At 43.3% G+C, this 24,665-nt stretch carries 19 protein-coding genes and 1 pseudogene; 7 read left to right on the top strand and 13 right to left on the bottom strand.

Going from position 1 to position 24,665, the window contains the following annotated elements; genetic code table 11:
* Positions 1-235 precede the first annotated feature (235 nt).
* From JMX94_RS10845 to purF, 3 genes are all read left to right on the top strand, one after another.
* Positions 236-1,270, top strand: a complete 1,035-nt coding sequence (locus JMX94_RS10845; RefSeq protein ID WP_201565359.1) for a quinone-dependent dihydroorotate dehydrogenase — start codon at positions 236-238, stop codon at positions 1,268-1,270.
* 80 nt (positions 1,271-1,350) lie between these two features.
* Positions 1,351-1,848: a CvpA family protein gene (locus JMX94_RS10840; RefSeq protein WP_201565358.1), complete on the top strand. Its 498-nt coding sequence runs from the start codon at positions 1,351-1,353 to the stop codon at positions 1,846-1,848.
* 242 nt (positions 1,849-2,090) lie between these two features.
* A complete protein-coding gene (gene purF, locus JMX94_RS10835; RefSeq protein ID WP_201565357.1) occupies positions 2,091-3,626 on the top strand; it encodes an amidophosphoribosyltransferase in 1,536 nt (511 codons plus the stop codon).
* A 237-nt stretch (positions 3,627-3,863) separates the two neighbouring features.
* On the opposite strand, the gene JMX94_RS10830 is transcribed toward purF, so the two are convergent.
* From JMX94_RS10830 to yajC, 6 genes and pseudogenes are all read right to left on the bottom strand, one after another.
* A complete protein-coding gene (locus JMX94_RS10830) occupies positions 3,864-4,223 on the bottom strand; it encodes an AzlD domain-containing protein (protein WP_201565356.1) in 360 nt (119 codons plus the stop codon).
* Positions 4,213-4,944, bottom strand: a complete 732-nt coding sequence (locus JMX94_RS10825) for an AzlC family ABC transporter permease (RefSeq protein WP_201565355.1) — start codon at positions 4,942-4,944, stop codon at positions 4,213-4,215. The genes JMX94_RS10830 and JMX94_RS10825 overlap by 11 nt, the downstream gene beginning before the upstream one ends.
* Positions 4,945-5,048: 104 nt before the next feature.
* Positions 5,049-6,473, bottom strand: a complete 1,425-nt coding sequence (locus tag JMX94_RS10820; RefSeq protein WP_201565354.1) for an MATE family efflux transporter — start codon at positions 6,471-6,473, stop codon at positions 5,049-5,051.
* Positions 6,474-6,658: 185 nt separating this feature from the next.
* A pseudogene (gene secF, locus JMX94_RS10815) lies at positions 6,659-7,914 on the bottom strand (protein translocase subunit SecF).
* A gap of 9 nt (positions 7,915-7,923) precedes the next feature.
* On the bottom strand, positions 7,924-9,801 hold the full coding sequence (gene secD, locus JMX94_RS10810; RefSeq protein WP_201565353.1) for a protein translocase subunit SecD: 1,878 nt from the start codon (positions 9,799-9,801) through the stop codon (positions 7,924-7,926).
* A 324-nt stretch (positions 9,802-10,125) separates the two neighbouring features.
* Positions 10,126-10,455: a preprotein translocase subunit YajC gene (gene yajC / locus JMX94_RS10805; protein ID WP_201543085.1), complete on the bottom strand. Its 330-nt coding sequence runs from the start codon at positions 10,453-10,455 to the stop codon at positions 10,126-10,128.
* 522 nt (positions 10,456-10,977) lie between these two features.
* On the opposite strand from yajC, the gene JMX94_RS10800 reads away from it, so the two are divergent.
* The 3 genes from JMX94_RS10800 (at position 10,978) to JMX94_RS10790 (ending at position 16,641) form a co-directional block, all read left to right on the top strand.
* Entirely contained in the window at positions 10,978-12,315 is a 1,338-nt protein-coding gene (locus JMX94_RS10800) for a CNNM domain-containing protein (RefSeq protein ID WP_201565383.1), read from the top strand.
* Between the two features lie 528 nt (positions 12,316-12,843).
* Positions 12,844-13,338 (top strand): nuclear transport factor 2 family protein, encoded by a 495-nt coding sequence (locus JMX94_RS10795; RefSeq protein WP_201565352.1) that lies wholly within the window; start codon positions 12,844-12,846, stop codon positions 13,336-13,338.
* 231 nt (positions 13,339-13,569) lie between these two features.
* A complete protein-coding gene (locus tag JMX94_RS10790) occupies positions 13,570-16,641 on the top strand; it encodes a LysM peptidoglycan-binding domain-containing protein (RefSeq protein WP_201565351.1) in 3,072 nt (1,023 codons plus the stop codon).
* Positions 16,642-16,796: 155 nt separating this feature from the next.
* Here the strand turns inward: JMX94_RS10790 and JMX94_RS10785 are convergent, their stop codons facing one another.
* Together JMX94_RS10785 and JMX94_RS10780 are read right to left on the bottom strand one after the other, a co-directional pair.
* Positions 16,797-18,020 carry a transglycosylase SLT domain-containing protein gene (locus JMX94_RS10785; RefSeq protein WP_201565350.1) on the bottom strand — a complete coding sequence of 408 codons (1,224 nt, stop codon included), beginning with the start codon at positions 18,018-18,020 and terminating at the stop codon, positions 16,797-16,799.
* A 1,157-nt stretch (positions 18,021-19,177) separates the two neighbouring features.
* Complete coding sequence (locus JMX94_RS10780; RefSeq protein WP_201565349.1) at positions 19,178-20,035, bottom strand: Nif3-like dinuclear metal center hexameric protein; 858 nt, start codon at positions 20,033-20,035, stop codon at positions 19,178-19,180.
* A gap of 466 nt (positions 20,036-20,501) precedes the next feature.
* On the opposite strand from JMX94_RS10780, the gene JMX94_RS10775 reads away from it, so the two are divergent.
* On the top strand, positions 20,502-21,830 hold the full coding sequence (locus JMX94_RS10775) for a S1C family serine protease (RefSeq protein WP_201565348.1): 1,329 nt from the start codon (positions 20,502-20,504) through the stop codon (positions 21,828-21,830).
* Between the two features lie 198 nt (positions 21,831-22,028).
* Here the strand turns inward: JMX94_RS10775 and yfaE are convergent, their stop codons facing one another.
* The 5 genes from yfaE to JMX94_RS10750 all read right to left on the bottom strand — a co-directional run bounded on the left by yfaE (position 22,029) and on the right by JMX94_RS10750 (position 24,638).
* The gene (gene yfaE, locus JMX94_RS10770; protein WP_183617826.1) at positions 22,029-22,295 is read right to left on the bottom strand and encodes a class I ribonucleotide reductase maintenance protein YfaE; all 267 of its coding nucleotides are present in this window, start codon (positions 22,293-22,295) and stop codon (positions 22,029-22,031) included.
* A 195-nt stretch (positions 22,296-22,490) separates the two neighbouring features.
* Positions 22,491-23,624 (bottom strand): class Ia ribonucleoside-diphosphate reductase subunit beta, encoded by a 1,134-nt coding sequence (nrdB, locus tag JMX94_RS10765; protein ID WP_201565347.1) that lies wholly within the window; start codon positions 23,622-23,624, stop codon positions 22,491-22,493.
* A 91-nt stretch (positions 23,625-23,715) separates the two neighbouring features.
* Positions 23,716-24,087: a hypothetical protein gene (locus tag JMX94_RS10760; RefSeq protein WP_227673614.1), complete on the bottom strand. Its 372-nt coding sequence runs from the start codon at positions 24,085-24,087 to the stop codon at positions 23,716-23,718.
* A 22-nt stretch (positions 24,088-24,109) separates the two neighbouring features.
* Positions 24,110-24,397 carry a type II toxin-antitoxin system RelE/ParE family toxin gene (locus JMX94_RS10755; RefSeq protein WP_201565346.1) on the bottom strand — a complete coding sequence of 96 codons (288 nt, stop codon included), beginning with the start codon at positions 24,395-24,397 and terminating at the stop codon, positions 24,110-24,112.
* A complete protein-coding gene (locus JMX94_RS10750) occupies positions 24,387-24,638 on the bottom strand; it encodes a type II toxin-antitoxin system Phd/YefM family antitoxin (protein ID WP_201565345.1) in 252 nt (83 codons plus the stop codon). Before JMX94_RS10750 ends, JMX94_RS10755 begins: the two co-directional genes overlap by 11 nt.
* Between the last annotated feature and the right edge of the window lie 27 nt (positions 24,639-24,665).

Raw genomic sequence — 24,665 nt, 5'->3', positions numbered from 1 at the left:
CAGTAATGCGGCGGATAGACAATAGACTTAAATAAAAAATGCTTTTTGATATCAGCTCATTAACTAGGTTAAGTGAGTCCGTTTGCAATATCAACGATTGTTTATTCGCATGATTTAGCGCAATTTGTCCTATGAAACTTTGGTCTTATTTCAGTTAAGCTGATATAATCGCAGCGCTTGACCTCATTCGTTTTTCTTATTTATCATTTCTTTTCAAGCAGGGTCTGTCATTACTATGTCTTACGCCTTACTTCGCCCTTTTTTGTTTAATATGGACCCCGAGCACGCTCATGAGATGACCTTATCTTTATTAGATAAAGCTCATAAAGCGCGTGTATTGGGCTTAGTATATGGTCAGTCAATGCAGCCAACCGACTGTATGGGTTTGCAGTTTGCCAATCCCGTTGGGCTTGCTGCCGGATTGGACAAAAACGGCGACTATATCGATGCGCTAGCAGAGTTGGGTTTTGGTTTTATCGAAGTGGGTACTGTCACGCCAAAGCCGCAAGTCGGCAATGACAAACCAAGACTATTTAGAATCAAGCAAGCCGATGCCATCATTAATCGTATGGGTTTTAATAATCAAGGCGTTGATTACCTGATTGAAAACGTCAAACGTTGCAAATACAAAGGCAATATCGGTATTAATATCGGTAAAAATGCGGCAACACCGGTTGAAAATGCGGCTGATGATTATGTCTATTGCTTAGAGCGTGTTTATGCGCATGCTTCTTATATCACCGTGAATATATCCTCTCCGAATACCAAAAATTTGCGCGACTTACAAAGCGGTGAAGCGTTAACCCAATTATTAGACACCATTAAAAATCGCCACAATCAGCTGGCAACTGAATATGGTTTTTATGTGCCCTTGGTGTTAAAGGTCGCTCCTGATTTAGAGCCGTTACAAGTCGATTATATCTCCCAGCAGCTGCTGGATTTTGAGATTGATGGTTTGATTGCTACCAATACCACTTTAAGCCGCGTAGGCGTCGAAGATTTGCCCGATGGCGACCAAGCAGGCGGCTTATCCGGTCGTCCGGTCAGCCACATTAGTACGCAAATTTTACAACAATTCTCCGATCAGCTGGATGGTAAGGTAGCGTTGATTGGCGTTGGCGGTATCGATAGCGGCGCCAAAGCCGTCAAGAAAATCGAGGCAGGTGCAGATTTGGTGCAGCTTTATTCAGGGCTTATTTATAAAGGGCCTGGGCTGGTACAGTCTTGCATTCAATCTATCGGTGGCTATTACGATGCCATGGAAGCTTAATCCTTTTAAAGATTGTTAAAACTGCAAGCTTTTCAACTTTACTGAAATACCCGATATAAGATGCAAATGAGGCGATAAACATGAGTGGTTTAGACATTGTGATTGCTGTGGTTGTTCTGATTGGCTTATGGCGTGGTTTTCAGGTAGGTCTGATTAAGACAGCTGTCGGTTTGGTCGGTTGGTTTATCGCACTTATTGCTGCTACTCGATTGGCGGGTTCCGTTGCGCCGCAATTATCAGGTATGGTAGAAAATCCTGTTTTGCAAATGGCGATGGCTTTTTTAGTGATTGTGATTGCCATCTTAGCCATCATGCACCTAGTTGCATTCGTATTCTCCGGAGTACTCAAAACCTTACGTCTTGGTATCCTTGATAAAGTGGCGGGCGGGATACTTGGGGCGGCAAAAAACGTCCTTATGGTCTTAGTGGTTCTTAGCGTCAGCGCGCCATTATTGGTGCAAATGCCGCAATGGGAAACCTCGGTGCTCGCGCCTGAATTACTGCCTTATGCCCCCATGGGTAAAGAGCTGGTCTCAGATATGTTTGGCTTGGCGTGGGATCAGGTCAATCAGTCCTAAGCATCATCAGTCATCAGTGCTCATAAAAAGCTATTCAATCAGCTTTAATATTCGTAAAATACACCTCTATCAATCATCAACAACTTGTCTTATGGATAATAGGCCTTATTGATTATCTATAAGATTTTTAGTCAGAAAAATCGTCAGCTTGGCGGTAAGTAGCAGGCAATGTGTTCCATAACTTTGTCAGCAGTTATGCCGTTATTGTGTTATCAATGTGTGGTACAAAATAGGATACAACTATGTGTGGAGTCGTTGGGGTCGCAGCTCATGAGCCAGTCAATCAAATTCTTTATGATGCCTTAACCATGTTGCAGCATCGCGGGCAAGATGCGGCAGGTATTGTGACTTTACAGGACGGGCGTCTTTATTTACGTAAAGAAAATGGCATGGTACGTGACGTATTTATGAATCGTCATATGCTAAAGCTGGTGGGTAAGTTTGGTATCGGTCACGTCCGTTACCCGACCGCTGGCACCTCAAGTAGTGCCGAAGCACAGCCTTTTTATGTCAACTCGCCTTATGGTATTACGCTTGCGCACAATGGTAACTTGACCAATGCTGAAAGTCTGGCTAAGTCTCTATATCAAGAAGATCGCCGCCATTTAAATACCGACTCAGATTCTGAAGTGTTGCTAAATGTCCTTGCGCATGAGATGCAAAATTTGGATAAAACCAATCCGACGCCTGCTGATATCTTTGAAGCTGTGACAGCGGTTTATGGGCGCATTGAAGGCGCTTATGGCGTGGTTGCCCTGATTACTGGTCATGGTTTGCTAGCCTTCCGTGATCCAAACGGTATCCGTCCGCTGATTTACGGTAAGCGTATGGCAGCCAATGGCGGCACAGAATATATGGTCGCCTCAGAGTCAGTAGCGTTGACGGGTTCAGGCTTTAGCATTGTTCGTGATGTTAAGCCTGGCGAAGCTATCTTTATCGATTTAGATCATCAAATACATACTTATCAGTGTGTTGAGCAAAAAGAATACACGCCTTGTATCTTTGAATATGTGTATTTTGCCCGTCCAGATTCTATTATGGACAATATCTCTGTTTATAAATCACGCCTACGTATGGGTGAAAAACTGGCCGATAAAATCCTTGCTGAATGGGGCGAAGATCATGATATCGATGTGGTCATTCCTATTCCTGACACCTCGCGTACCTCAGCGATGGAGCTGGCGCTAAAGATGAATGTGAAATACCGTGAAGGGTTTATGAAAAACCGCTATATCGGTCGTACCTTTATCATGCCAGGACAGCAGCAACGTAAAAAATCAGTGCGTCAAAAGCTAAGTGCGGTACCGCTTGAGTTTAAAGGTAAAAACGTCCTCTTAGTTGATGATTCAATCGTACGCGGTACGACCTGTCACGAAATTATCCAAATGGCACGTGATGCTGGTGCCCGTAAAGTATTCTTTGCCAGTGCTGCGCCGCCGGTTAAATATCCAAACGTCTATGGTATCGATATGCCAGTGCGTAGCGAACTGATTGCCTCAGGTCATAGCGTTGAAGAAGTACGCGAGATTATCGGTGCTGACCGCTTGATTTTCCAAGATTTGGACGATTTGATTGAAGCGGTCAAAGATACTAAGCATAGCAAAGTCGAAGGCTTTGATTGTGCGGTGTTCAACGGTTGCTACATTACTGGACAAATTAACGAAGCCTATCTTGAGCATCTACAAGAGCAGCGTAATGACACGGCCAAGACTGGCAAAAAAGGTGTACAAATCGTTGCTGATACCCCAGTCGATATGATGGGCGTAGAAGAGCTATAAAAGACTAAATATCTTAAAATAATGGCAAAATAAAAAGGCTGCAATCATTGAGATTGCAGCCTTTTTTATGGGCAAAAATAAATGTAGTCAGTGTGAAATAAAATTGATGAATTAACAGCCACATGCGACTGGTATAAATTTTCCTCGCTTGCTGTTATCACAGAGGCTACGAAAAATTCATCCCAGTCGCGCTGTATCTTTTTTAAAATTAATCTACTATATACAATAAACCTTTAATCAGCCTAAAAAATGCGTAAATAGCCATAAAAAGCCATTAATTGCAGCGATACCGACGATCATACTGACCAGTAACTGACGGCTAAGATGATAAACGACTAATACTGATAATAACGCGCCTATTTGTGCCATTAATAAATGTACTTCAGCGCTATTTAAACTCGCATTGCCTGACAAACCTTGATAAGAAAGACTGGTTAAGATTAGCAATACCATCACAGACAGCGGCAAGCTTTCATTTAAGCGATGTAGCCACGGCGTATCCAGTAGCTTTTTGGGTATTAAGGCGGGCAGGGCGCGAGTAATAAACGTCACTGCGGCCATCGCGAACGTTGCAAAAATCAGATAACTACTGCTCATTGCTGCCTCCTTGCACACTGCGCTGCACCCAAACTCCACGTGCCAAAATCATCAGCATACAAATCGTAATCGCTACCAATAATAGCCAGTTGCTAGTAAAGAACGAGGCCATCACTAAAGCAATGACGGCAATACCAATGGGGAAATAGCGTTTGATACTTTGGAATTGCTCATAAGCTAAAATCGCAAATAAACAGACCAAGGCAAAATCCAAATGCGGTATTAAATCACTTAATGCGCTGCCAATCATCACGCCAATCGCACCAGCTAATACCCACCAGCTTTGATTAAACAGACTAATAGGCAGTATTAATGATTGTCGCGACTCGTTTGGCAAACTGGTCATCACTGAAAACGTTTCGTCCGTTAAGGCAAATAAACAATAAGTCTTGGCTATTTTGTTTTTTGGCAAATATTGTAATAACGGCATGCCATAAAAGACATGACGCAAGTTAATAGCAGCAATGTTGGTTGCGATATTGCCAATCGGTAATCCAGCACTCAGCATCGGCAGACAAGCATATTGCGCCGCGCCTGCATATAAGACCACACTTAGCATGATAGTAGCCCACACCGGCACACCAGCCACTTGTGCGAGCACACCAAAGGCAATCCCTGCTGGCAGATAACCCATGGCGACTGGCAAGCTTTTTTTAAAGCCTTCCGCCCAATCGTAATGGTAGGCTTGATCTTGATTTATCTCATTTGATTGAGTATTCACGTGACATCCTAATTTTTTCTTACTTTAATTTGTCGTTTATGGTCTCTTTTCTTCTTTTTTAAATTCATCATACAAGCATCATTTTAGCTAAATGCTCTTAATGATCAGGCTTCAGGCTGCAATTTTTCATAACTGCCTGTCTGATGGGCGCGATATAAAAACCCACCGAGGATAATCAATCTTAATAATAATAAGCACCAAACGCTCAGCCAGATGCCGGTCATATCCCATTGTTGGTACAGTAGCCAACTTAAGGGGAAAAAGATAACCGCCAATATAAGCGCGGCATTACGAATGACACTACCTGCCGTTAAACCAAAAAATATCCCATCTAACCAATAAGCGCCAACGCCCACGAGCGGCAGTAGCACGGCATAAAGGTGATAGTCATAAGCAAGCGCAAACACCGGCTCAATATTGGTCATCAATTGCAAATAAGTCGGCATGGCAAGCCACCATATCGCACTTAGCATAATGGCAAGCCCGTAGCTAACCACGCCTGTGCGTTTGACGATAATACGAAACCGTGGCCAGTCACGTCGTCCAGCAGCTTGTCCGCTTAAGGTTTCTGCAGAGACTGCCACGCCATCAAGGGCAAAGGCTGAGATACTTAATACCTGCAATAAGATGGCGTTGGCGGCCAGTATGACATCGCCGCTTTGGGCAGACAGGCGGGTAATCCAAGCAAAGCTTATCGTTAAAATAAGCGTACGGATAAAAATGTCTTTATTTAATGAAAATAGCCTAAGCATCTTATCTTTGGTAAAGTGTTCTTTATTGGCGGTCAATAACGCTCGCCAAGAGATTTGTAGATGTCGACGGCTGAGCCATAATGCCAAAACTACGCCAAGCCAAAAGGCAATTGTCGTACCTAACGCCACCCCAACCAAGCCCATTTGCATCACATAAACAAAAAACAAGGTCAGTATGATATTAAGGATAGCGATAAAGCCTTGTTGATAAAGCATGTAGCGGGTCTTACCTTGACCAGCAAACCAGCCTATAAACGCAAAGTTCATCAGCTCAGCGATAACGCCCCAAAAACGTACATCTAAATAAGTCTTTGCCGCGCTGCCGCTGTCAGGGTTGGCGGAGAGCGCTTGCAAGCCAAAATCAATCAGCCAAGGTTTTGCGATAAGTAAAACCGCGCCAATCATAAAGGCCAATAATAAAGCCCGTTGCAAAATCGACAACAGCGGTGATGGTGTTCGGTTAGACGCGTTTAATGGCGCATTGTTATTGTTAGGGGCATCTTTATTAGCCAGTTGCCCCAATGCTTGTGCCGACAGTCCTGATGACGCATATTGCAAAAAGTTAAAGCTGACCAGTATTAAAGACAGCAGCTGTATGGCTAAGCCCATCCCAGCAAGCTTAGCGGTGTCATTCATATTACCGACAATCGCTGTATCAATGACGCTTTGTAGTGGCATCGCAAGGTTGGCCGATAATACTGGCAAGGCGATGGCGATAGTGCGCGCATAGCGAGTATCGATAGGCGGCATAGTACTTGGCGGCAAGGTAGATGACATAGCTTAGTCGCTTATATAACGAGGCAGAGAAGTTTAGTAATCACTTTTTACATAACTTTAAAATATAAATAATATAAAGACAAAAGCACCTAGGGTGTAGGTGCTTTTGTCAGGATAACGCTTATCAGCTTAATAACTAGCAGCTTAATAATTAAAGGGTCTAATTATTACCTTTGAGGTAAGCATTAATCTTGCTCATACATTTTTGGATCATTAAAGGTTACGATTTCTTCTTCAAACTCAGGTTTTACTTTAACGATAAAGTCATCACGTGATAAACCCATTCTTAAAGGAATAGAGCTTGCAATATAAGTCGATGAATAGGTACCTGCAAGTAAACCGATAAAGAGCGCCACTGAGAACCAGTATAGACCATCACCGCCTAAGAATAACATCGCGAGGACAACCAATAGTACGGTTGAGATAGTCATAATCGTACGGCGTAGCGTCTCTGTTAATGACAAATCAACCGTTTGACGCGGCGTGATACCACGGACACGGCGGAAGTTCTCACGGATACGGTCATAGACGACAATCGTATCGTTCAATGAATAACCAATCAAGGCCAAAATAGCCGCCAAGACCGTTAAGTCAAATGGGAAGCCAAATAATGCAAAGACCCCGATGGTCACGATAGCATCATGAAATAGCGACAATACGGCACCAAGCGCCAGCTTAAACTGAAAGCGTAGGGCAACATAACCAAGCATACAGGCCAATGCCAATACCAGCGACATGACAGAGTTTAGGTAAACTTCATTACCTACTTGGCTACCGATAATATTAACATTACTGATTTCAACATTATTATTAGGCAGTGCCAACGCTTTACTCAGACTGGCATTAAGTCCGTCGACGTTGTCAGACTGTGGTGGTAGACGTACTAAAAGCTCTTGACGCGTCCCTAAATACTGCACGACAGCATCATCAAAACCATTATCAGCCAACGCTTTAACCACTTCGACTTGTTCAGCAGGCTGCTCATAACGTACATCTGCTGAAACCCCGCCGGTGAAATCAAGACCTAGATTTAGACCATTGACGGCAATGGCGATAATACTACCAATCACCATCAGCAGTGATAGAAGTGCCATCGGCTTTTCTAACTTCATAAATGGGATGATACGTTGATCGCCAATGGCTTTGATGCCACCTTCAGCTTCTGCTGCTGCATTTCTTCAGCGTCACCTATGTCTAAATTATTTAGATTAGGATCCATTGCTTGCGTGGCCAATGCATGGCTGTCTTTACCCGCATCTTTACCGGCGCGACGGGTTTTATTTTTACTCAAGCTCGTCTTAGAAGTCTTATTGCTTTGGGTATTACTGCCTTTACCATCACGGCGCGGTTTTTTACGGCGGCGCGTACTAGCTTCGCCATTTGAGCCATTCGGTTCGGGGTTATTCTGTTGTTCTAAAGGGTTGTTATTATCGATGGCCATAGTTTTCTCCTAACCGATGCTCAGACGTTTGATAGATTTACGCTTACCGTAAGCAAGTTGTACCAGCGCACGGGTTACCAAAATCGCGGTAAATAGTGAGCTGACAATACCAATCGCGAGGGTAACCGCAAAGCCTTTAATCGGACCCGTACCAATCGCAAATAAGATAAAGGCGACCAATAACGTGGTGATGTTGGCATCGAAAATACTACTAAAGGCACGATCAAAACCTGCCACGATAGCGGATTTTGGTCTGACCCCGTTTGCCAGCTCTTCACGTATACGCTCAAAAATCAGCACGTTGGCATCGACCGCCATACCGATGGTTAAGACGATACCGGCAATACCGGGTAGGGTCAGTGATGAGCCCAAAATTGACATAATGGCAATAATGATAATGACGTTAATCGCTAGGGCAATATTAGCAATCACCCCAAATAAGCGATAGAAAATAATCATAAAGGCGAAGACCAGTAGATAACCCACTTGGGTAGAGAATAGGCCTTTATCGATATTTTCTTGGCCTAATGATGGACCAATGGTGCGTTCTTCAACGAAATACATCGGGGCTGCCAATGCGCCTGAACGTAACAATAGCGCAAGCTCTGCGGCTTCAGCACTGCTATCAAGCCCAGTAATACGGAAAGAAGAACCCAGTACCGCTTGGATATTGGCACGGTTGATAACTTTAGTCTCAGCATATGGTGTGCGTACTTCGACGGTCTCACCAGTTGCTGGATTTTCTTCATAAGTAATGCGTTGTTTATTTTCAATAAACAGCACCGCCATTTGTTTGCCGACAGCCGTACGCGTGGCATTTTGCATCAGCTTACCACCAGCACTATCTAGGGTAATGCTTACTTCAGGTGAGCCGCTTTCATCAATACCTGTCTGCGCGTTCGTAACCTTGTCACCGGTGACAATCGCTTGACGCTCTAGCAATACTGGTGGACCATCAAGCGTTTCAAATGGAAATGCTTCGGTACCAGCAGGCGGAATACCGCCCATATAATTTTCAGCGCCTTCAGCGACCATACGGAACTCAAGGTTTGCCGTACGACCAAGGACACGTTTTGCTTCTGCAGTATCTTGTACACCCGGTAGCTCAACCACGATACGGCTAGCGCCTTGTGATTGTACCAAGGCCTCAGTAACCCCAAGCTCAGCAATACGATTGCGTAGAGTAGTCAAGTTTTGGTTGACCGCGTAGCTGTTGATTTCGTCTAAGGTTGCATCGTTATAAGCTAAAATCAGGGCAGGGCCTTGCTCATCAATAGAAGACTGTAAGGAGAATGTGTTACCCATAGAGCCTTGCAGGATGTTTTGCGCACGGTTACGGGTATCAGTATCAGAAAAATGCAGCACCACGCCACGCTTTTCTGTTTTGATGCCTTTAACTGCAATACGTTCAGCACGTAGGTCACGGCGCATATCACGACTGGCGCTGGTTAAGCGTTGTTCGAGCGCCTTGTCCATATCCACTTCTAGCACGAAACGCACACCACCGCGCAAATCAAGCCCGAGTTTCATGGGTCTTGCACCGATATCACGTAGCGACTCAGGAGTAGTCTGTGCCAAGTTCAGCGCGACCACATAGTCCTCGCCTAGATTCTGACGCAGCACTTCCTGAGCTTTTAGCTGATCGACGGGATTGTCGAGACGCACCAGCGCACTATTGCCTTCAAAGGTACCATCATGATTGTTCAAGCCTGCTTCTTCGAGCAAGCTTTGAGACTGAGTCAAGATACCTTCAGACAGCTGCGTACCAGCTGCTGCACTGGTAATCTGTACGGCAGGTTCATCAGGATAGAGGTTAGGAGCCGCATATAGACCGGCAATGATGAGCACGACGGTGATGAGTAAGTATTTCCAAGCGGGATATTGCATAATCACTTCTTTAAGTTGATAAACTACTGGCGACGCAGGCCACAAGTTAGCAGATGGGAAGTTAGCGATAACAAGGGTGAGTGACTAAAGGGAGAGCTACTATATTGTTTTAGTAGTCGTACTGAATCATGCACCACTGTGATCATCCGCGATGATAGTAAAGCAAAAAACGGTAAAGCGTAAAGCAGTAGAGCGAAAAATGACCGTAAATAATGTACGGTCATTTTAAAGTCATTACAACTATTAATTGATAATAGCCATTAATTAGTCACAACCAATGTTCAATAATTCATATTTAACAATCATCAAATACATCGATAATGCTTAAACGCTTTCGATAGTACCAGCGGGCAATACTGAAATAACAGAAGCACGTTGTACTTTAACGTCCGTGTTGTTGTTTAAGCTCACAACCGCATAATCGCCTTCTAGTGCTTTGATACGACCCATAAGGCCGCCAGCAAAGATGATTTCGCTACCAACAGTCAATGAATTGACCATAGCGCGGTGCTCTTTGGTGCGTTTTGACTGTGGACGAATCACCAAAAAGTAAAAAATGGCAAAAAATGCCACTGGCAACAAGATTTGACCAAATAGTGACGCAGCTCCGGCAGTTTCTGGCGCAGCATGGGCAGCTTGAATAAAAAAGCTCATAATTTCTCTCAGTAAGTCATAGATAACAATAAATTTACAGGCATAGTAACAAAAAATCCCAGACTTGGTAACTGTTAATCATAGGCTAGGCGTGTTTTTGTTACCCATTTAACATACTGACCGCCAATATTTAGCCTAACAATCGTTTTGCTCTTCTAAATGATAGGATGATTGGGGCTAAAGGGCAGAGTGCTCAGTAAGCAGTAAAAGCCGACTATTAAGTGAATATATCAATTGGTACATTTTCACGATATTCAAAAAATAGCTTTGTTGTATACACTATGTATTTGATACAAATGGTTATTTACTATGATATACCATTATTGCCGCTACGATTAAACGAGGGTTTATATCGCTATAAATGGGGGTATAATAGGCTGTCTTGAGCATGATTTTGGTCGTTAAATAGATAAAAATTAGACGTTATCGGCTATTATTTTCTATCTGCTGCCGTCAGCTCATGATATATTGCGACTTCCTTTTACTTCTTTGTTTAGGTTACCTAACTTGTTCACCTCTTTTATATCTGTACCTCGTTTATACCGTCCGCGCGCCTGTCGTAAAGACGCATCCGCTGAACCTCCCCCGACGATGGGTGGCTATACTCGCTTTAGTAAAAATTACTTCGGTATGATGCGCCTTAATATGTGGCGTTTTGTTATAAAACGGCTTGCTACGTTATCTGCATTGATAACGCTATTCCTCACTCTATTACTGCCGCAATCGGTGCTGGCTGCTGATGCCTTAGCAGACCCAAGCCCGACCAGCGTTCTACTGCTTATCTTATTTGTGGTAGTAGCGATTGGTATCTCATTTATTTGTTCGTTGGCAGAGTCTGCATTACTCAGTATGACGCCGTCATATATCGCCGATGTTCAAGAGACTAACCCCAAAAAAGCCAACATGCTAAGACGCTTAAAGATTGATAATATCGATCAGTCATTAGCGGCTATCTTAACCTTAAACACGGTTGCACATACCTTAGGTTCTATTGGCGCTGGTGCACAGGCGACGATTGTTTTTGGTAGCGCTTGGTTTGGGCTATTTTCTGCCATTATGACCTTGGCAATTTTATTTTTATCTGAGATTATTCCAAAAACGTTAGGCACAGTCTATTGGCGTCAATTAAGTGGCATGGTGGCTTATTTTGTACGCGGTATTATTTTGCTGCTATACCCATTAATCTGGATATCAGAAAAACTGACCAAATTATTGGTACGAGGCAAAGAGCCGGTAACCTTTAGTCGCCGAGAGTTTGCGGCGCTCGCCAGTATCGGCGAAGAGTCAGGACAAATCGACCCATTAGAGTCGCGCATCATTCGTAACTTATTGGCATTTGGTGCTATTAAAGTTGAAGATATTATGACCCCGCGTTCGGTGATGCTGGCGTTTGAAGAAAATAAAACCGTTGCTGAATTATTGGTTGACCGTCCAAAACTTACTTTTTCGCGCCTGCCGATTTATGATGGTGATTTAGACAATATCACCGGTTTTGTCTTAAAAACCGACATGTTGTTGGCAAAAGTCAATCATGCGGTACATAAACCCTTGACGCAGTTCAAACGTGATATTACCTTTGTATTTTCAAAGATGAAATTGTTTGATTTGTTAGAGCTGATGCTAAAAAACCGTATTCATATCGCCATTACCGTTGGTGAGTATGGCGAGGTGAAAGGCTTAGTGACATTAGAAGATGTGTTTGAGACCTTGTTGGGTCTTGAGATTGTCGATGAAATAGACCGCGTCGAAGACATGCAAGCGTTAGCTCGGCAGATGATGGACAGACGTGTTGAGCGCTTGGGTATGAAGCTGAGTGATGATGAGCAGTATGAAGACATCCATACCGAGAATAAGCATTAGAACCATAGCTATTAGAAACACAACTATTAGAAACACCGCTATTAGAAATGTAGATATTAAAAACAGATATTAAAAATGCGTTCGATAAAGCTGCTTAAGTTATGAATCATTTAGGCAGTTCTTATAATAGATAGTTTCTATAAAGAGCAATATATTTTACATTGCATGATATCTAGTAATGCTACTTAGTCATAGCATTTAAGCTAAGCGGTCATTTTTTACTCTAGGCAGTCAACTTTGATGATATTCGCAATAATTACACAGGGTGTCACATGGCTGTGAGAATTTAGTGATAGGCTGAAATTATCATAACAGAAGGCTGCTAAACAGCTTTGATTTAGCTAGATGTAAAATACTTAACTGATAAAAGCACGACTTGTTTCAATTTATATGATAACTGTTTATCTACCAGAGCAGCACTTTATAATTAAATGATACATTACCGTTAAGCGTCATTGTATGAGGGCATGATGAAAATCATACCTGACCATGACGATATAGACGACAATAGTATCACTAAGGAATATCATGAAAAGATTATGGGGAAAAGGGCTGTTGGCTCTATTGATGAAAAGCGCTAGCGTGACTGCGATAGTGGCGGCTGCCAGCACCATGACTATCAGCGCGCAAGCGGCAACCATGACCGAAGCTTTGGTGCAAAACTATGCGACGGCCATGAAGTCAGCAGCCAATAGCCAAAGTCTTAATCAGGTCGCGCGCCTCGTATCTGACGATGCGCTGATTTCTATGTCAAGAAAAGGTAAGTCTACCAGTCTTGACAAAGATGCTTATCTAAAATTACTGCAAAACAGTTGGAGTAATACCTCAAATTATCGCTACGATATCAATGTGGATAATATTGTTATTACCGGTGAGCAAGCAAAAGCCAATGTCACTACCAATGAAAGCTGGGTAAAAGATGGGCAAAAGGTCTCATTTGTCACGACATCGAGAGTAACGCTTACTTTATCGACTGGTAATGCGGTGCTTTTACGTGCTGTGTCACAAGTGGCGATTAATTAATCATTACTACTTTATTAGTAAGTAATGTCAATTAGTCATCAATGAGCCATCGCTAGCAGAGTTAGTTAATAAATCGTATAAATAATATCGCTATTCAGCCATTGAGAGATAGAGTGGATTAAATTCTACTCATTATCTTTCATAATAGGCTGGTCTTTGTTTGATATTGCGTACTATACTGTCGATTAACTTTATTTTATCACTTATTGTTGTTAGGAAACTTCCACTATCATGTCTACTGTGTCATCAAAATCTCGCTCATTTATCGCTTTACCACTGACGCTTGCGGTGTCGACTTTGCTTATCAGCGCTTGTAGTAATACGTCGGCGGTGAAAAAGACGGGTGCGACCGGCAGCTCAGCTGTGGTTACCAAGCGTCCTGTCGCTCAAGTTACTAAGCCAAGTACGGGCGCTGATTATTCAACGGCGTTCTTGGATGCTGAAAGCTTAGATGAGTTGGCTGATTTATTAGAAGCCACCGACATGACTATGGTGGAAGGCAATAAACTTGCGATTCAACAATATGGTGATTTATGGAATCGCTTGCGGGCAGGCTACCGTATGAATGGTGGTCAACCTGTTTATAATCAGCGTATTGAAGCGCAAAAAGGTTGGTTTACCAGTCGTCAAGACTATCTCAACCGTTTGACCGCGCGTGCCAGTCGCTACCTTTACCATACCGTTCGAGAAGCCGAGCGTCGTAATATTCCAACCGAACTTGCGTTATTGCCTGTCATTGAGAGCTCCTACGATCCAAGTGGTACCAGTAGTGCGGCGGCAGCAGGTTTATGGCAGTTTATCCCGAGTACAGGGCGTATCTATGGTCTAAATCAAAGTAGCACTTATGATGGTCGCCGTGATGTGATTGAATCAACACGTGCCGCTTATGACTTTTTGACCGCATTGCATAACCAGTTCGGTAGTTGGGAGCTGGCACTAGCCGCTTATAACGCCGGTCCTGGTCGTGTGCAAAAAGCCATCGATGCCAATGCTGCTCGTGGCTTGCCGACCGATTACTGGTCACTAAGACTGCCAACAGAGACCATGAACTACGTACCGCGCTTTTTAGCGGTTGCTGAAATCGTCGCCAAGCCTGAGCAATATGGTGTTTATCTGCCTGCTATTGCTAACCGTCAGCATTTCCGTAGTGTGCCAGTAAATTATGGCGTCAGCTTAGCCGAAGTCGCACAGGTGACTGGGGTCAGTTATGACGAGCTAGAAAGACTGAATACCGCGCTGACTTCAGCTCGTATTGATTCATCTGGTCCACAGCGTATCATTATTCCTAATGATGTCAGCTTGACGACAGATGCCAAGCTGAGCGCCTTGAGAGGGAATGGCAGTAGTAATGTGATTGCTTCTAGTAACACTAGCAGCAGTAGCACGCCAAGCTATTCAGGCTCTACTTCTACTACGCCGAGCTATAACAATAAGCCTTATACTAGCGGTGGATCATTACCTTCTACTGGTAGCGCCCTTGCTGATTACGCGGCGAGCGCCAGTGTACCGCAGCAAACCACCAGCTATATTCCGCCGACGGTTTCACCGACGAGCAGCTCTGTTTATAGCAGCAATACCTCATTCCGTACTGAGCCACCGCTGACTTCTGCAGAAACCAAAAAGATTAACGCTGAGCTAAAAAGCAGTAACAGCTTACCGACCACATCGGCACAAATCACGCAAAACAATACTATTATTCAAGAGCCACCACTAAGCAAAGAAGAGCGCGATTTCATTGCCAGTCAGATTCGCATCAGTACGCCTGAAACCAAAGTCATTAATGCCGATGGTAATATCAATTTATCAGCCGTACAGACGCAGCAGTCGGTTCTAGAGGCCAGTGGTCAAGAAAAGAAATTAAGTTTCCCAAAAACCTCGGTTAGTAAGCCAAAACCACAAGGCACGCGTAGCACTTATACGGTAAAACGTGGCGATACCTTGGCAAATATCGCCAGTCGTGCGGGCGTCAGCTGGCGTGATATCGCTGAATGGAACCAAATAGACGCTAGCGCCAATCTGCTAGCGGGCAGCACGTTATACTTATATAACGCCAAATCTATCGAACCCTTGAGCAATGCCAGTACTACAGCGGCAAGCCAACCTGAAAGCTATGTGGTACAAGGCGGTGATACCCTTATCGGTACGGCCAATCGCTTTGGTTTATCGGTGACTCAGCTAGCTACTTATAATAATTTGAGCAGTAGAGCGGACTTGCTACGCGGTCAAAAACTATGGCTGGTTCCTGGTAAAGTAACCGCGCCTGCAACCACGCCTGCTGCACCATCGACCAAACCTAGTAAATCGAGCACGGTAACCAAGAATTATAAAGTCAAACCCGGTGATGGTCTGATTGCTTTATCACGCCAGTTTAATGTACCGACTACCACCTTGGCGACGTTAAATAATATGGGCACGACTGACTCACTATACGTTGGTCAGACCTTAAAAGTACCAGCCAATGTAGACTTTACGCCTGCGGCTGCTACGTCTAGTAGTGCATCTAACAATACGTCGAATAGTACAAGCAGCAATACGACTGCAAGCACGTCAAGCTCAGTGGCAACGACCAATTATAAAGTCAAATCAGGTGATACTTTAATTGGTATTGCAAATAGCGTTGGCATCAGTCCTGAAGAATTGGCAGCGGTGAATAGCAACTTTGATGCTAAAGCTCGCTTGCAACGTGGTCAAACGATTAAAGTACCGGTCACTAAAGATTTGGTAGATCGTCAGCTCAATGACAAAGCAGTCAGTTATAAAGTAAAATCCGGCGATACCTTGACGGGCGTTGCGCAGCGTTACAATATCGGTTTGGGTGATTTGGCAGCCGCCAATAATTTGAAAACCAATTCTAATTTAATCCTTGGTCGTACGATTACCATTCCTGCCAATGGCACAGTAAGCGCTCCTAGTACAGCTAACAGTAATACTAGTAGCACCAGTAACAAGAGCACCAGCAGCGCCGGTGCAGAAACCGCAAGCAGTAGCGGCAAAAAACTTGGTAATACTGAGAGCTACAAAGTCAAATCTGGTGATGGTCTTATTGCCTTAGCGCGTCAGTTTGGCATCTCGGTAGAGGATTTAGCAGCGACAAACGATTTGGCGACCAATGCCCAGTTACAACGTGGTCAAACGATTAAAGTACCAAAAGCGACGGTAAGCTATACCGTTGGATCAGGCGATAGCTTGATTGGATTGGCACGTAAATATGGTGTCTCAACCAAAGAGCTTGCGGATATGAATAATATCGCTGTAGATACCATGCTACAACGCGGTCAACGTTTAACCGTACCGAATCGCTAATGTAGAATGTAGCCGCATTTAATAAATTTTAAGCATTAAAAAAAGCTGCTCTTTTATAAGAGCAGCTTTTTTATTGACAAAGTTTTTTATTAACAAGGTTTTATACGTATTCTATTTAACGGCTTTTACTAACAGTCTTTTAAAAAGAAAAGTTATTAAACCGTTTGAGTTTTAATGGTCTCAAGATAACTTCTAATATTACTTACATAATGCATCGCTTGACCATAACGGCTATTTGAGGCTCTGTTCTCAGATAAGTAGGCATATATATTTGCCCAGCTTTTATCATCGATTCCTTGCGCCCTTAATTTACGCTGGATACTTTTTACCGCATTAGGACCCATGTTGTAACCTGCTAGGGCAAACCAGATGCGGTCGGTCTTTGGTACATCGGCGAAGTCCTCTTTGACTTGTTCCAAATAACGCGCGCCGCCGCCGATACTTTGATAAGGGTCAACGCGGTCAGAGACGCCCATCGCTTTGGCCGTATTATTGGTCAGCATCATAATACCGCGTACGCCTGTTGGAGACACGGCATTGGCATTTAGATGCGACTCTTGATAACCCATGGCGACGAGCAGCTCCCAATCATGGTTGTAATTGCGCGCTTGCTCTTGAAACGAAGACTGATAGTCGGGCAGTTTCTCGGTCAAGGTTTTCTTAAAATGGTCTTGGCTATAAGCGTCTTTTAATAAGTTTTGATTATAAAACGCGGCCAGTTTCTGAGTATGCTCAAGCTTCATGCTATCACATAAGAAGTAACTGGCTTTTTGTGATAACGGGTCATTGGCTGAATTAAACGTCCAGCTGACTTTAGGATGTAGACCATTTTTGGTCAAGCTGGCGTCATAGCCGCAGCTGACATTGACTGAAGATAAGCTCAATTGACTTTTTAGTTGGGTGCTGGCAGTGGTCAATGCCATATCGGCATCGCCTGATTTTAACGCTCTTAATGCCGCTTCTTCACTGGCATAAGCTTTTAAATCGATTTTTACCCCAAGCTCGTCAGCATAACTACGCACCAAGTCGTAGCCGAAACCGTGCTGAAAGCCATCGGTCGCAAAGTAGGTGCTATCACCTGGCACGGCAGCAATGGTCAGAGTGTTCTCCAGCATGACATGGTCATAAGCTGGTATGGGTGCGCCCATCGTCATCAGACTCTCAGCAGGTAGAGAGAGCATGGCGATGCTAGATACTTGTGCCAACTTTTTAGTTTTAGAGAAATTAGTTTTGGCAAAACGAGCTACTTTAATAGGTGCAACGACTGGAACGATGTTACTTTTGGTGTGCAGTAGGCGCTTAGATGGACGCAGTAAGTATGAGATACGGCGTTTGGCCCCTTGCGCAGATACTTTCACACGATAAGTAATACGCTGCATGGATGTCTCCTAGTTTTAGCCATCCTGCATACCATAAAAAAGCCTCGTCAATTCATGCTGCTTATATATGCTTATCAAAAGCGTATTGCTATATAAGCGGCATAAACTGGCGTTGCATTTTAGATAATATCGCTCTTATCAATAAAATAAGGAACAATGTCATCTTGTTTACATATAGTGGGGCTAACATGCATTATATAAGCGTTAGCGCTCAAGTCTCTTAATCAGCTAGCCAATACCCAATGCCGTCTTTGTTTAAACTTTTTTAAAATAGAAATCATCTTAAACACTATTCTAAAAAAAACGCTCTAAAAAAAAGACGCACAACACCGCGAAGGGTATAAATCGGATGATTCCTTCATCGATGTTAGGGTTGCTACTGAATAAAAGACCCGTTATTCAACTATCGTAAACATAGGTAAGGTCATGAATAAGTTATTGAGACAAAAACGTCGGATAAGTGCGGTACAGCTGCACTTAATCGTTGCAACGCTCATATTACTAACCAGCTACTCTTTAAATAGTTTGTAGTAGAGTAGATGATCAGTAATATGTACTGTCCAGCGATAAAAACAAGCAAACATTCTATCTAACTACTCATTAACAATAAGTAGCGGACAAACTTTGCTTAAGCAGTATCGCGACGCTAAAAACAGGGTGTACTATTTAATTAGAAAGCCAATTAATTAGAAAACTAATTAATTAAAAAAACTAATTAATTAAAAAAACTAATTAAAAAAACTAATTAAAAATTAACCATACAAAAATAGTATTTGATTGCTCACTGCCAAAAACCTAATGAGTTAAAAATAGGCTTTTAGACGATAAACCCTGTTTTAGCACCATAACCGGAAGCTATAAAAAATGGGAAGTCTCATGACAAGACGTTCTTTCTTCAGGTACTAATATGCGGATATTCATCATATTATTCAAGTAGAGTTAATAAATTAGCGATAAAACTTAACAATAGCGCTATAAACGGTAAAAAAAGACCTCGTTTTTACTAATCTGCTGACAATAAACGTCATAAAAAGCGATTGCGATAGGGAATAAAGCGCCTGCATGGCGCTTAAAATGTGAAAATTAGCATTTAAATAGCGCTGAAACAGCGTTAAAGCCACGAAAATTATCATAAATATGATAAATTGGCTGAATGATTAGGCTGGATTATCGATATCTATGAAAGTCACCGGTAAGCCAAATTGCTCAGCAACCAGTTCACCCAATGCTTGAATGCCGCCACGCTCTGTTGCATGATGGCCGCAAGCAAAATAATCAATACCAAGCTCACGAGCAATATGTGTGGTGCGCTCTGATATCTCACCTGAGATGAACGCATCGCAGCCCATCAGTGCCGCTTGCTCAATCATATCTTGCGCGCCGCCGGTACAGATACCCACCCGTTCGATAAGCCTGTCATTTTGCCCATCAGATTGATTGGTATCTGAAGTTTGATAATGAGCAGAGATATGTAAGGGCAGGCGTCCTAGCGCCTCAGTAATCTGGGTGATTAGACTTTGAGCACTTTGCGGTGTACAAGTAGCAATATTGCCAACCGGATGTGATTCGGTAGGATAAAGCGCGCCAATGATACTCATATCAAGTAGTTCAGCCAGCTTGGCGTTATTGCCAATGCGAGGATGGGCATCAAGCGGCAGATGATAGCCAATCAAAGAGATGCCATGTTGCATCAGTTTGCGGATACGCTGACCTTTCATACCGGTGATGGGCGCAGGCTCGCCTTTCCAAAAATAGCCATGATGCACCAAAATGGCATCGGCATTATCAGCAATCGCGGCGTCAATTAACGCCTCACACGCGGTGACACCGGTAACGATGCGCTGGATAGGTCGGCCGCCATCTACCTGTAAACCATTGGGGGCATAGTCTTTAAAGGCTGGCGCCGATAGGTATTCGTCACAAAATTCTGTTAAAGCTTGCGTGCTAATCGCCGTATCTGATATCTGGGTTGAAGATTCGCTTGCGGATGGGTTCAAGGTATTGTGCGCGGTCATGGTCTTTCCTTATAATTGTTGCAGTTTTGCACTATATTGGTTTTATCATTCGTTTTATAACGGCTTCGATTTTACTGCTTAAATGGTTTAAGTGTTTATAGTAAATAATCAAAATACCAATTTATAAATTATGTATGTTATAAATAATCTGGGTTTCTATCATCGCCATTTTAGCATGGCGCTGTAAAAGAGTAGACAAGGCGAATAACTGAAACGGTACACGATGCGTTACTATTTGCCCGTGTTGCCAGTTATAATTTGCATACCTGAGCCTATATGATTCATAGCGCGTATCCTATCTGGTTTTGCGCCCAATCACAGCGGACTGCTCAGAAATTTTTTGGCTTATTCATCATTTACTGTTTTTACAAAGCTATTTTTACGAAGCTATTGCTACAAAGCTATTGTTACTTTTACAAAAACATCGTTACAAATACTGTTTCTAAAATAATATAGAGGTTTTTATATGTCGTCATCTCGGAACGCCAATGACAAGGCTGGTCTGGTAAAATGGTTACCTTGGATTTTGTTACTTGTAGTCACTGTAGCATTTATCTGGTTGTTTGCGAGTATGAAGGCGGCATCAGAGCAGGCTTGGGAGCCACCTAGAACCACGCCTGCTGAGCAGCAAGCCTCAGCGCCTGTGGCAGAGACGCCAGCGCCTATTTCTTCTTATCATAATGCGGTTGCCCGTGCCTCGCAGTCGGTGGTGAATATTTATACCACCCAAACGATGGCCGAGCATCCTTATATGAATGATCCGGTGTTGCGCCGCTTCTTTGAGTTTCATGGTGGTCCATCACAAGAGCAGGGCAATACCAACTTAGGCTCTGGCGTAATCGTGTCAGAAGATGGTTATATCGTCACCAACGCCCATGTCATCGAAAAAGCCGATGAGATTACTGTTGCCTTTAACGACGGGCGTAAGAGCCGCGCGCAAATCATCGGTACTGATACTGACAGTGATTTGGCGGTGATTAAAGTCGATATGACGGGTCTGACGCCACTTGGTTTCCGTGAAGATCCTATTCGCGTGGGCGATTTAGCGCTAGCGATTGGTAATCCGTTTGGCGTTGGTCAAACCGTAACCCAAGGCATTATATCAGCGACAGGTCGTACGGGGCTTGGGGTCAATAAGTTTGAAGACTTTATCCAAACCGATGCCGCTATCAACCCTGGTAACTCAGGTGGCGCTTTGGTTGATGCGCACGGTGAGTTGGTCGGCATCAATACGGTAATTTTCTCGCGTTCTGGTGGCTCAATGGGTATCGGCTTTGCCATTCCTACGGCTATCGTTGAGCAGGTGATGAATGCGCTGATTAAAGACGGTAAGGTCAGCCGTGGTTGGTTAGGGATTGAGATACAGTCACAATTACGCGACCCAACCCAGCTAGAAACCTCAACTGGGGTAGAAGTGCTAAACGTCGTTCCTAAGAGCCCCGCTGCTAAAAGTGGTCTACGCGTTGGTGATATCGTCCTGACGATTGACGGCGTTGAGATGACGGATGCCAATACCTTGATTCAGTATGTTGCTCGTAAAGCACCGAATACCACGCTCAACGCGCAAATCTTACGCCGCGGTAAAAATGCCCAAGTGAAGATATTACTAGAGGAACGTCCGGCGCAAGAGCCAATGGCGAGCCCTGTCGTGATTCATGATGAAACGCTTGGCGGTATGGAAGATCCAAGTCTACAAGGTGATAGAGCAGAAGTACCTATGATGTCAGAAGCTGAACGTGACCGTATGCGTGAAGAGTTATTACAGCTATTTGAAAGAGATGGCGCACCTTTATAGTGCTATGCTTTATAACGCCATGCTCTATACGTAAAGTTTAATCAAAACGGTTTTAGAGTGTTATAAATAATAAAAAAGCGAGTTATCTTACAGATAACGCGCTTTTTTTATCGGGCTTTTTAAATAATGGCTTTCTTTAAATAATGGTTTTTATTGGTGACAGCTTTTATTAACAATATTTAATATTAACAACGGCTGCTATTTTGCAAAAGACTCATCATTGATATAAATCACCCCTTGCACCCGACAGCAGCAGGGCAGGATTTCATCTTTTTCAATCATGGCAAGTGGCTCAAACGGATAATCAATAACGTGTGAGCTGGCGATGCGCTTGATGCGGCAACTGCCACAATAACCTTCCTTACATTGATAATTGATATCATGTCCGGTGCGTAGCAATCCATCGAGCAGACTTTCGTCATCATGCAAGTAGAATTGCTTCTTACTCGTCATTACCCAAGTCATAATTCAACCTTCTCTTAATTTTCCCATCGCATTCAAAGCCAATGTGATGGTTCTTTTAAATGATAAAATCTTCCTAAAATAACATTGGCTTAACCTTAAAATAGTAAGGTTAAGCCATTAAAATTACGTGATTAACTTTTAACTCTATTTAAGCCAAAAGCTTTTAAACATCAAAGCTCTTAAAGTTCAACGCTTTTAAAGTTCAAAGTCATCAAAATCGCTGTCTGATAAATCCGAGTCAATCTGACCGACCAAGTACGAGCTGATTTCAGTTTCTTGCGGCGCAACTTGGACATTGTCAGAAGACAACCAAGTATTAATCCACGGAATCGGATTTGATTTAGAGTTCGGGAATGCCACTGGCAAGCCAACCGCTTCCATACGTAAGTTGGTGATAAATTCGATATATTGGCAAAGAATGTCTTTATTGAGACCAATCATTGAGCCATCTTTAAACAGATAACCGGCCCATTCTTTTTCTTGCTCAGCCGCTTTGGTAAAGATATCGATGCTTTCTTGATAGCACTCATAGGCAATATCGACCATCTCTGGGTCATCTCTGCCATTACGCATCAAGTTTAGGATATGCTGCGTACCGGTTAAATGTAGCGCCTCATCACGGGCGATTAATTTAATAATCTTGGCGTTACCTTCCATCAGCTTACGCTCAGCAAAAGCAAAAGAGCAGGCAAACGACACATAAAAGCGAATGGCTTCTAAGACGTTAACCGCCATCAAGCATAAATACAGCTGTTTTTTCAGCGATTTTAAGCTAACGGTTACCTCTTTTCCATTGACGGTATGAGTGCCTGCGCCATACATATTGTAGAGCTGTGAGTTGTAGTACAAGTCATCGTAGTACTTGGCGATGTCAGCCGCGCGCCCTAAAATGTGTTCGTTTTGCATAATGTCATCAAAGACAATACCCGGATCATTGACGATATTACGAATGATATGAGTATAGCTGCGCGAGTGAATGGTCTCAGAAAACGTCCACGTTTCAATCCACGTTTCAAGCTCAGGGATAGACACCAGTGGCAATAACACCACGTTTGGGCTACGACCTTGGATAGAGTCGAGTAGGGTCTGATATTTTAGGTTACTGATAAAGATATGCTGCTCATGTGACGACAGATTGCCATAGTCGATACGGTCGCGTGACACATCGACTTCTTCTGGACGCCAAAAGAACGACAGCTGCTTTTCAATCAATTGCTCAAAGATAGGATGCTTTTGTTGGTCATAACGCGCCACGTTGACCGGCTGACCAAAGAACATCGGCTCTTTTAGCGCATTGTTTGGCGTTTGGGAAAAAATCGAGTAAGTCATCGTTCTACCTTTATAAGTTATACAAATAGTTAATCTAAAATTGGATTTACTGTTTTTAAAATACGATTTTTACTGTATCAGTAAAAATACGTTATAGGTTTTCTAGCGATATTTGCGTTGGTTCTTGTCCATCATTCATATAAGCTTTAAAAATCTCGCTAAGCTCACTATCATCTAATCCTTCTAGCTCATCGATAGCGCTCTTACGCAGCGTACTTAAATCTACCTCTGCGGCTTTGTGTGTTTCTTTTTTTAGCGGCTTTTTTGCTGGTTTTTTTGCTGGTTTTGGCGCGTCCATCTTTGGCATTGCGCTGCTACTTAATTGCTGACGAACTTCCTCGATATCGACTTCTACTTGCACGATATGCGAGCCACCATCGTTTAGGTCGGAAAATACGTTAGGGATAAACAAACCACCGTCTTTGATGATTGCGGTATATTGCACGTCTATGACCTCCGTCATTTTTATTCTTTGTGTGTTTCAATTATGGTTGGCGCGACACAAGGCTTTCATATACCTTATTGTTTTCTCTTTTGCCTACGGCTAGCACATAAACCACCACCACGTCATCTTTGACGGTATAAACCAGACGATAGCCTATGGTGCGTAATTTAATTTTATAGGCGTCTGTATGTCCTGAGAGTTTTGACGCAGGAACACGAGGGTTTGCTAAGCGCTGCTGTAATTTTTTCTTAAACTGCTGCTGAATACTGGGCGCTAACTTTTTCCATTCTTTTAATGCTAAAGGATGAAATTCAAGACTATAAGTCATCCAATGTAACCTTTACAGGTGTTTGCCCGTCATTCATCCGTGCGCTAACCGTTTGGCTTAATGCCATATCGTCCATCGCTTCCATCATGCGCTCATACATGTCTGTGGAAACTAAGTAAGCGACAGGTTTATTGTGGTTTAAAATAGCAATAGACTCACCGTCTGATTGTTTAATCAGTGCCGAAGGGTTGTTTTTCAGCTCTGAGATACTGGCTGTCTGTGTCGCAAATATTGGTTGCATGATTCATTCTCCGCTAATATTAGGCTC

Origin of the sequence: Psychrobacter sp. CMS30, from assembly GCF_904846565.1 — a bacterium.
Lineage (GTDB): Bacteria > Pseudomonadota > Gammaproteobacteria > Pseudomonadales > Moraxellaceae > Psychrobacter > Psychrobacter maritimus.
This window is presented reverse-complemented; position numbering and strand designations above follow the sequence as displayed.

What these genes read in the sequence shown, in the direction of transcription:
- JMX94_RS10820 (WP_201565354.1), bottom strand. Translation starts at nt 6,473, where the DNA reads ATGTCATCTACCTTGCCGCCAAGTACTATGCCGCCTATCGATACTCGC.
- JMX94_RS10790 (WP_201565351.1), top strand. Translation starts at nt 13,570, where the DNA reads ATGTCTACTGTGTCATCAAAATCTCGCTCATTTATCGCTTTACCACTG.
- JMX94_RS10755 (WP_201565346.1), bottom strand. Translation starts at nt 24,397, where the DNA reads ATGACTTATAGTCTTGAATTTCATCCTTTAGCATTAAAAGAATGGAAA.
- JMX94_RS10780 (WP_201565349.1), bottom strand. Translation starts at nt 20,035, where the DNA reads ATGACCGCGCACAATACCTTGAACCCATCCGCAAGCGAATCTTCAACC.
- JMX94_RS10775 (WP_201565348.1), top strand. Translation starts at nt 20,502, where the DNA reads ATGTCGTCATCTCGGAACGCCAATGACAAGGCTGGTCTGGTAAAATGG.
- secD (WP_201565353.1), bottom strand. Translation starts at nt 9,801, where the DNA reads ATGCAATATCCCGCTTGGAAATACTTACTCATCACCGTCGTGCTCATC.
- purF (WP_201565357.1), top strand. Translation starts at nt 2,091, where the DNA reads ATGTGTGGAGTCGTTGGGGTCGCAGCTCATGAGCCAGTCAATCAAATT.
- yajC (WP_201543085.1), bottom strand. Translation starts at nt 10,455, where the DNA reads ATGAGCTTTTTTATTCAAGCTGCCCATGCTGCGCCAGAAACTGCCGGA.
- JMX94_RS10750 (WP_201565345.1), bottom strand. Translation starts at nt 24,638, where the DNA reads ATGCAACCAATATTTGCGACACAGACAGCCAGTATCTCAGAGCTGAAA.
- JMX94_RS10760 (WP_227673614.1), bottom strand. Translation starts at nt 24,087, where the DNA reads ATGACGGAGGTCATAGACGTGCAATATACCGCAATCATCAAAGACGGT.
- JMX94_RS10830 (WP_201565356.1), bottom strand. Translation starts at nt 4,223, where the DNA reads ATGAGCAGTAGTTATCTGATTTTTGCAACGTTCGCGATGGCCGCAGTG.
- nrdB (WP_201565347.1), bottom strand. Translation starts at nt 23,624, where the DNA reads ATGACTTACTCGATTTTTTCCCAAACGCCAAACAATGCGCTAAAAGAG.
- yfaE (WP_183617826.1), bottom strand. Translation starts at nt 22,295, where the DNA reads ATGACTTGGGTAATGACGAGTAAGAAGCAATTCTACTTGCATGATGAC.
- JMX94_RS10785 (WP_201565350.1), bottom strand. Translation starts at nt 18,020, where the DNA reads ATGCAGCGTATTACTTATCGTGTGAAAGTATCTGCGCAAGGGGCCAAA.
- JMX94_RS10840 (WP_201565358.1), top strand. Translation starts at nt 1,351, where the DNA reads ATGAGTGGTTTAGACATTGTGATTGCTGTGGTTGTTCTGATTGGCTTA.
- JMX94_RS10795 (WP_201565352.1), top strand. Translation starts at nt 12,844, where the DNA reads ATGAAAAGATTATGGGGAAAAGGGCTGTTGGCTCTATTGATGAAAAGC.
- JMX94_RS10845 (WP_201565359.1), top strand. Translation starts at nt 236, where the DNA reads ATGTCTTACGCCTTACTTCGCCCTTTTTTGTTTAATATGGACCCCGAG.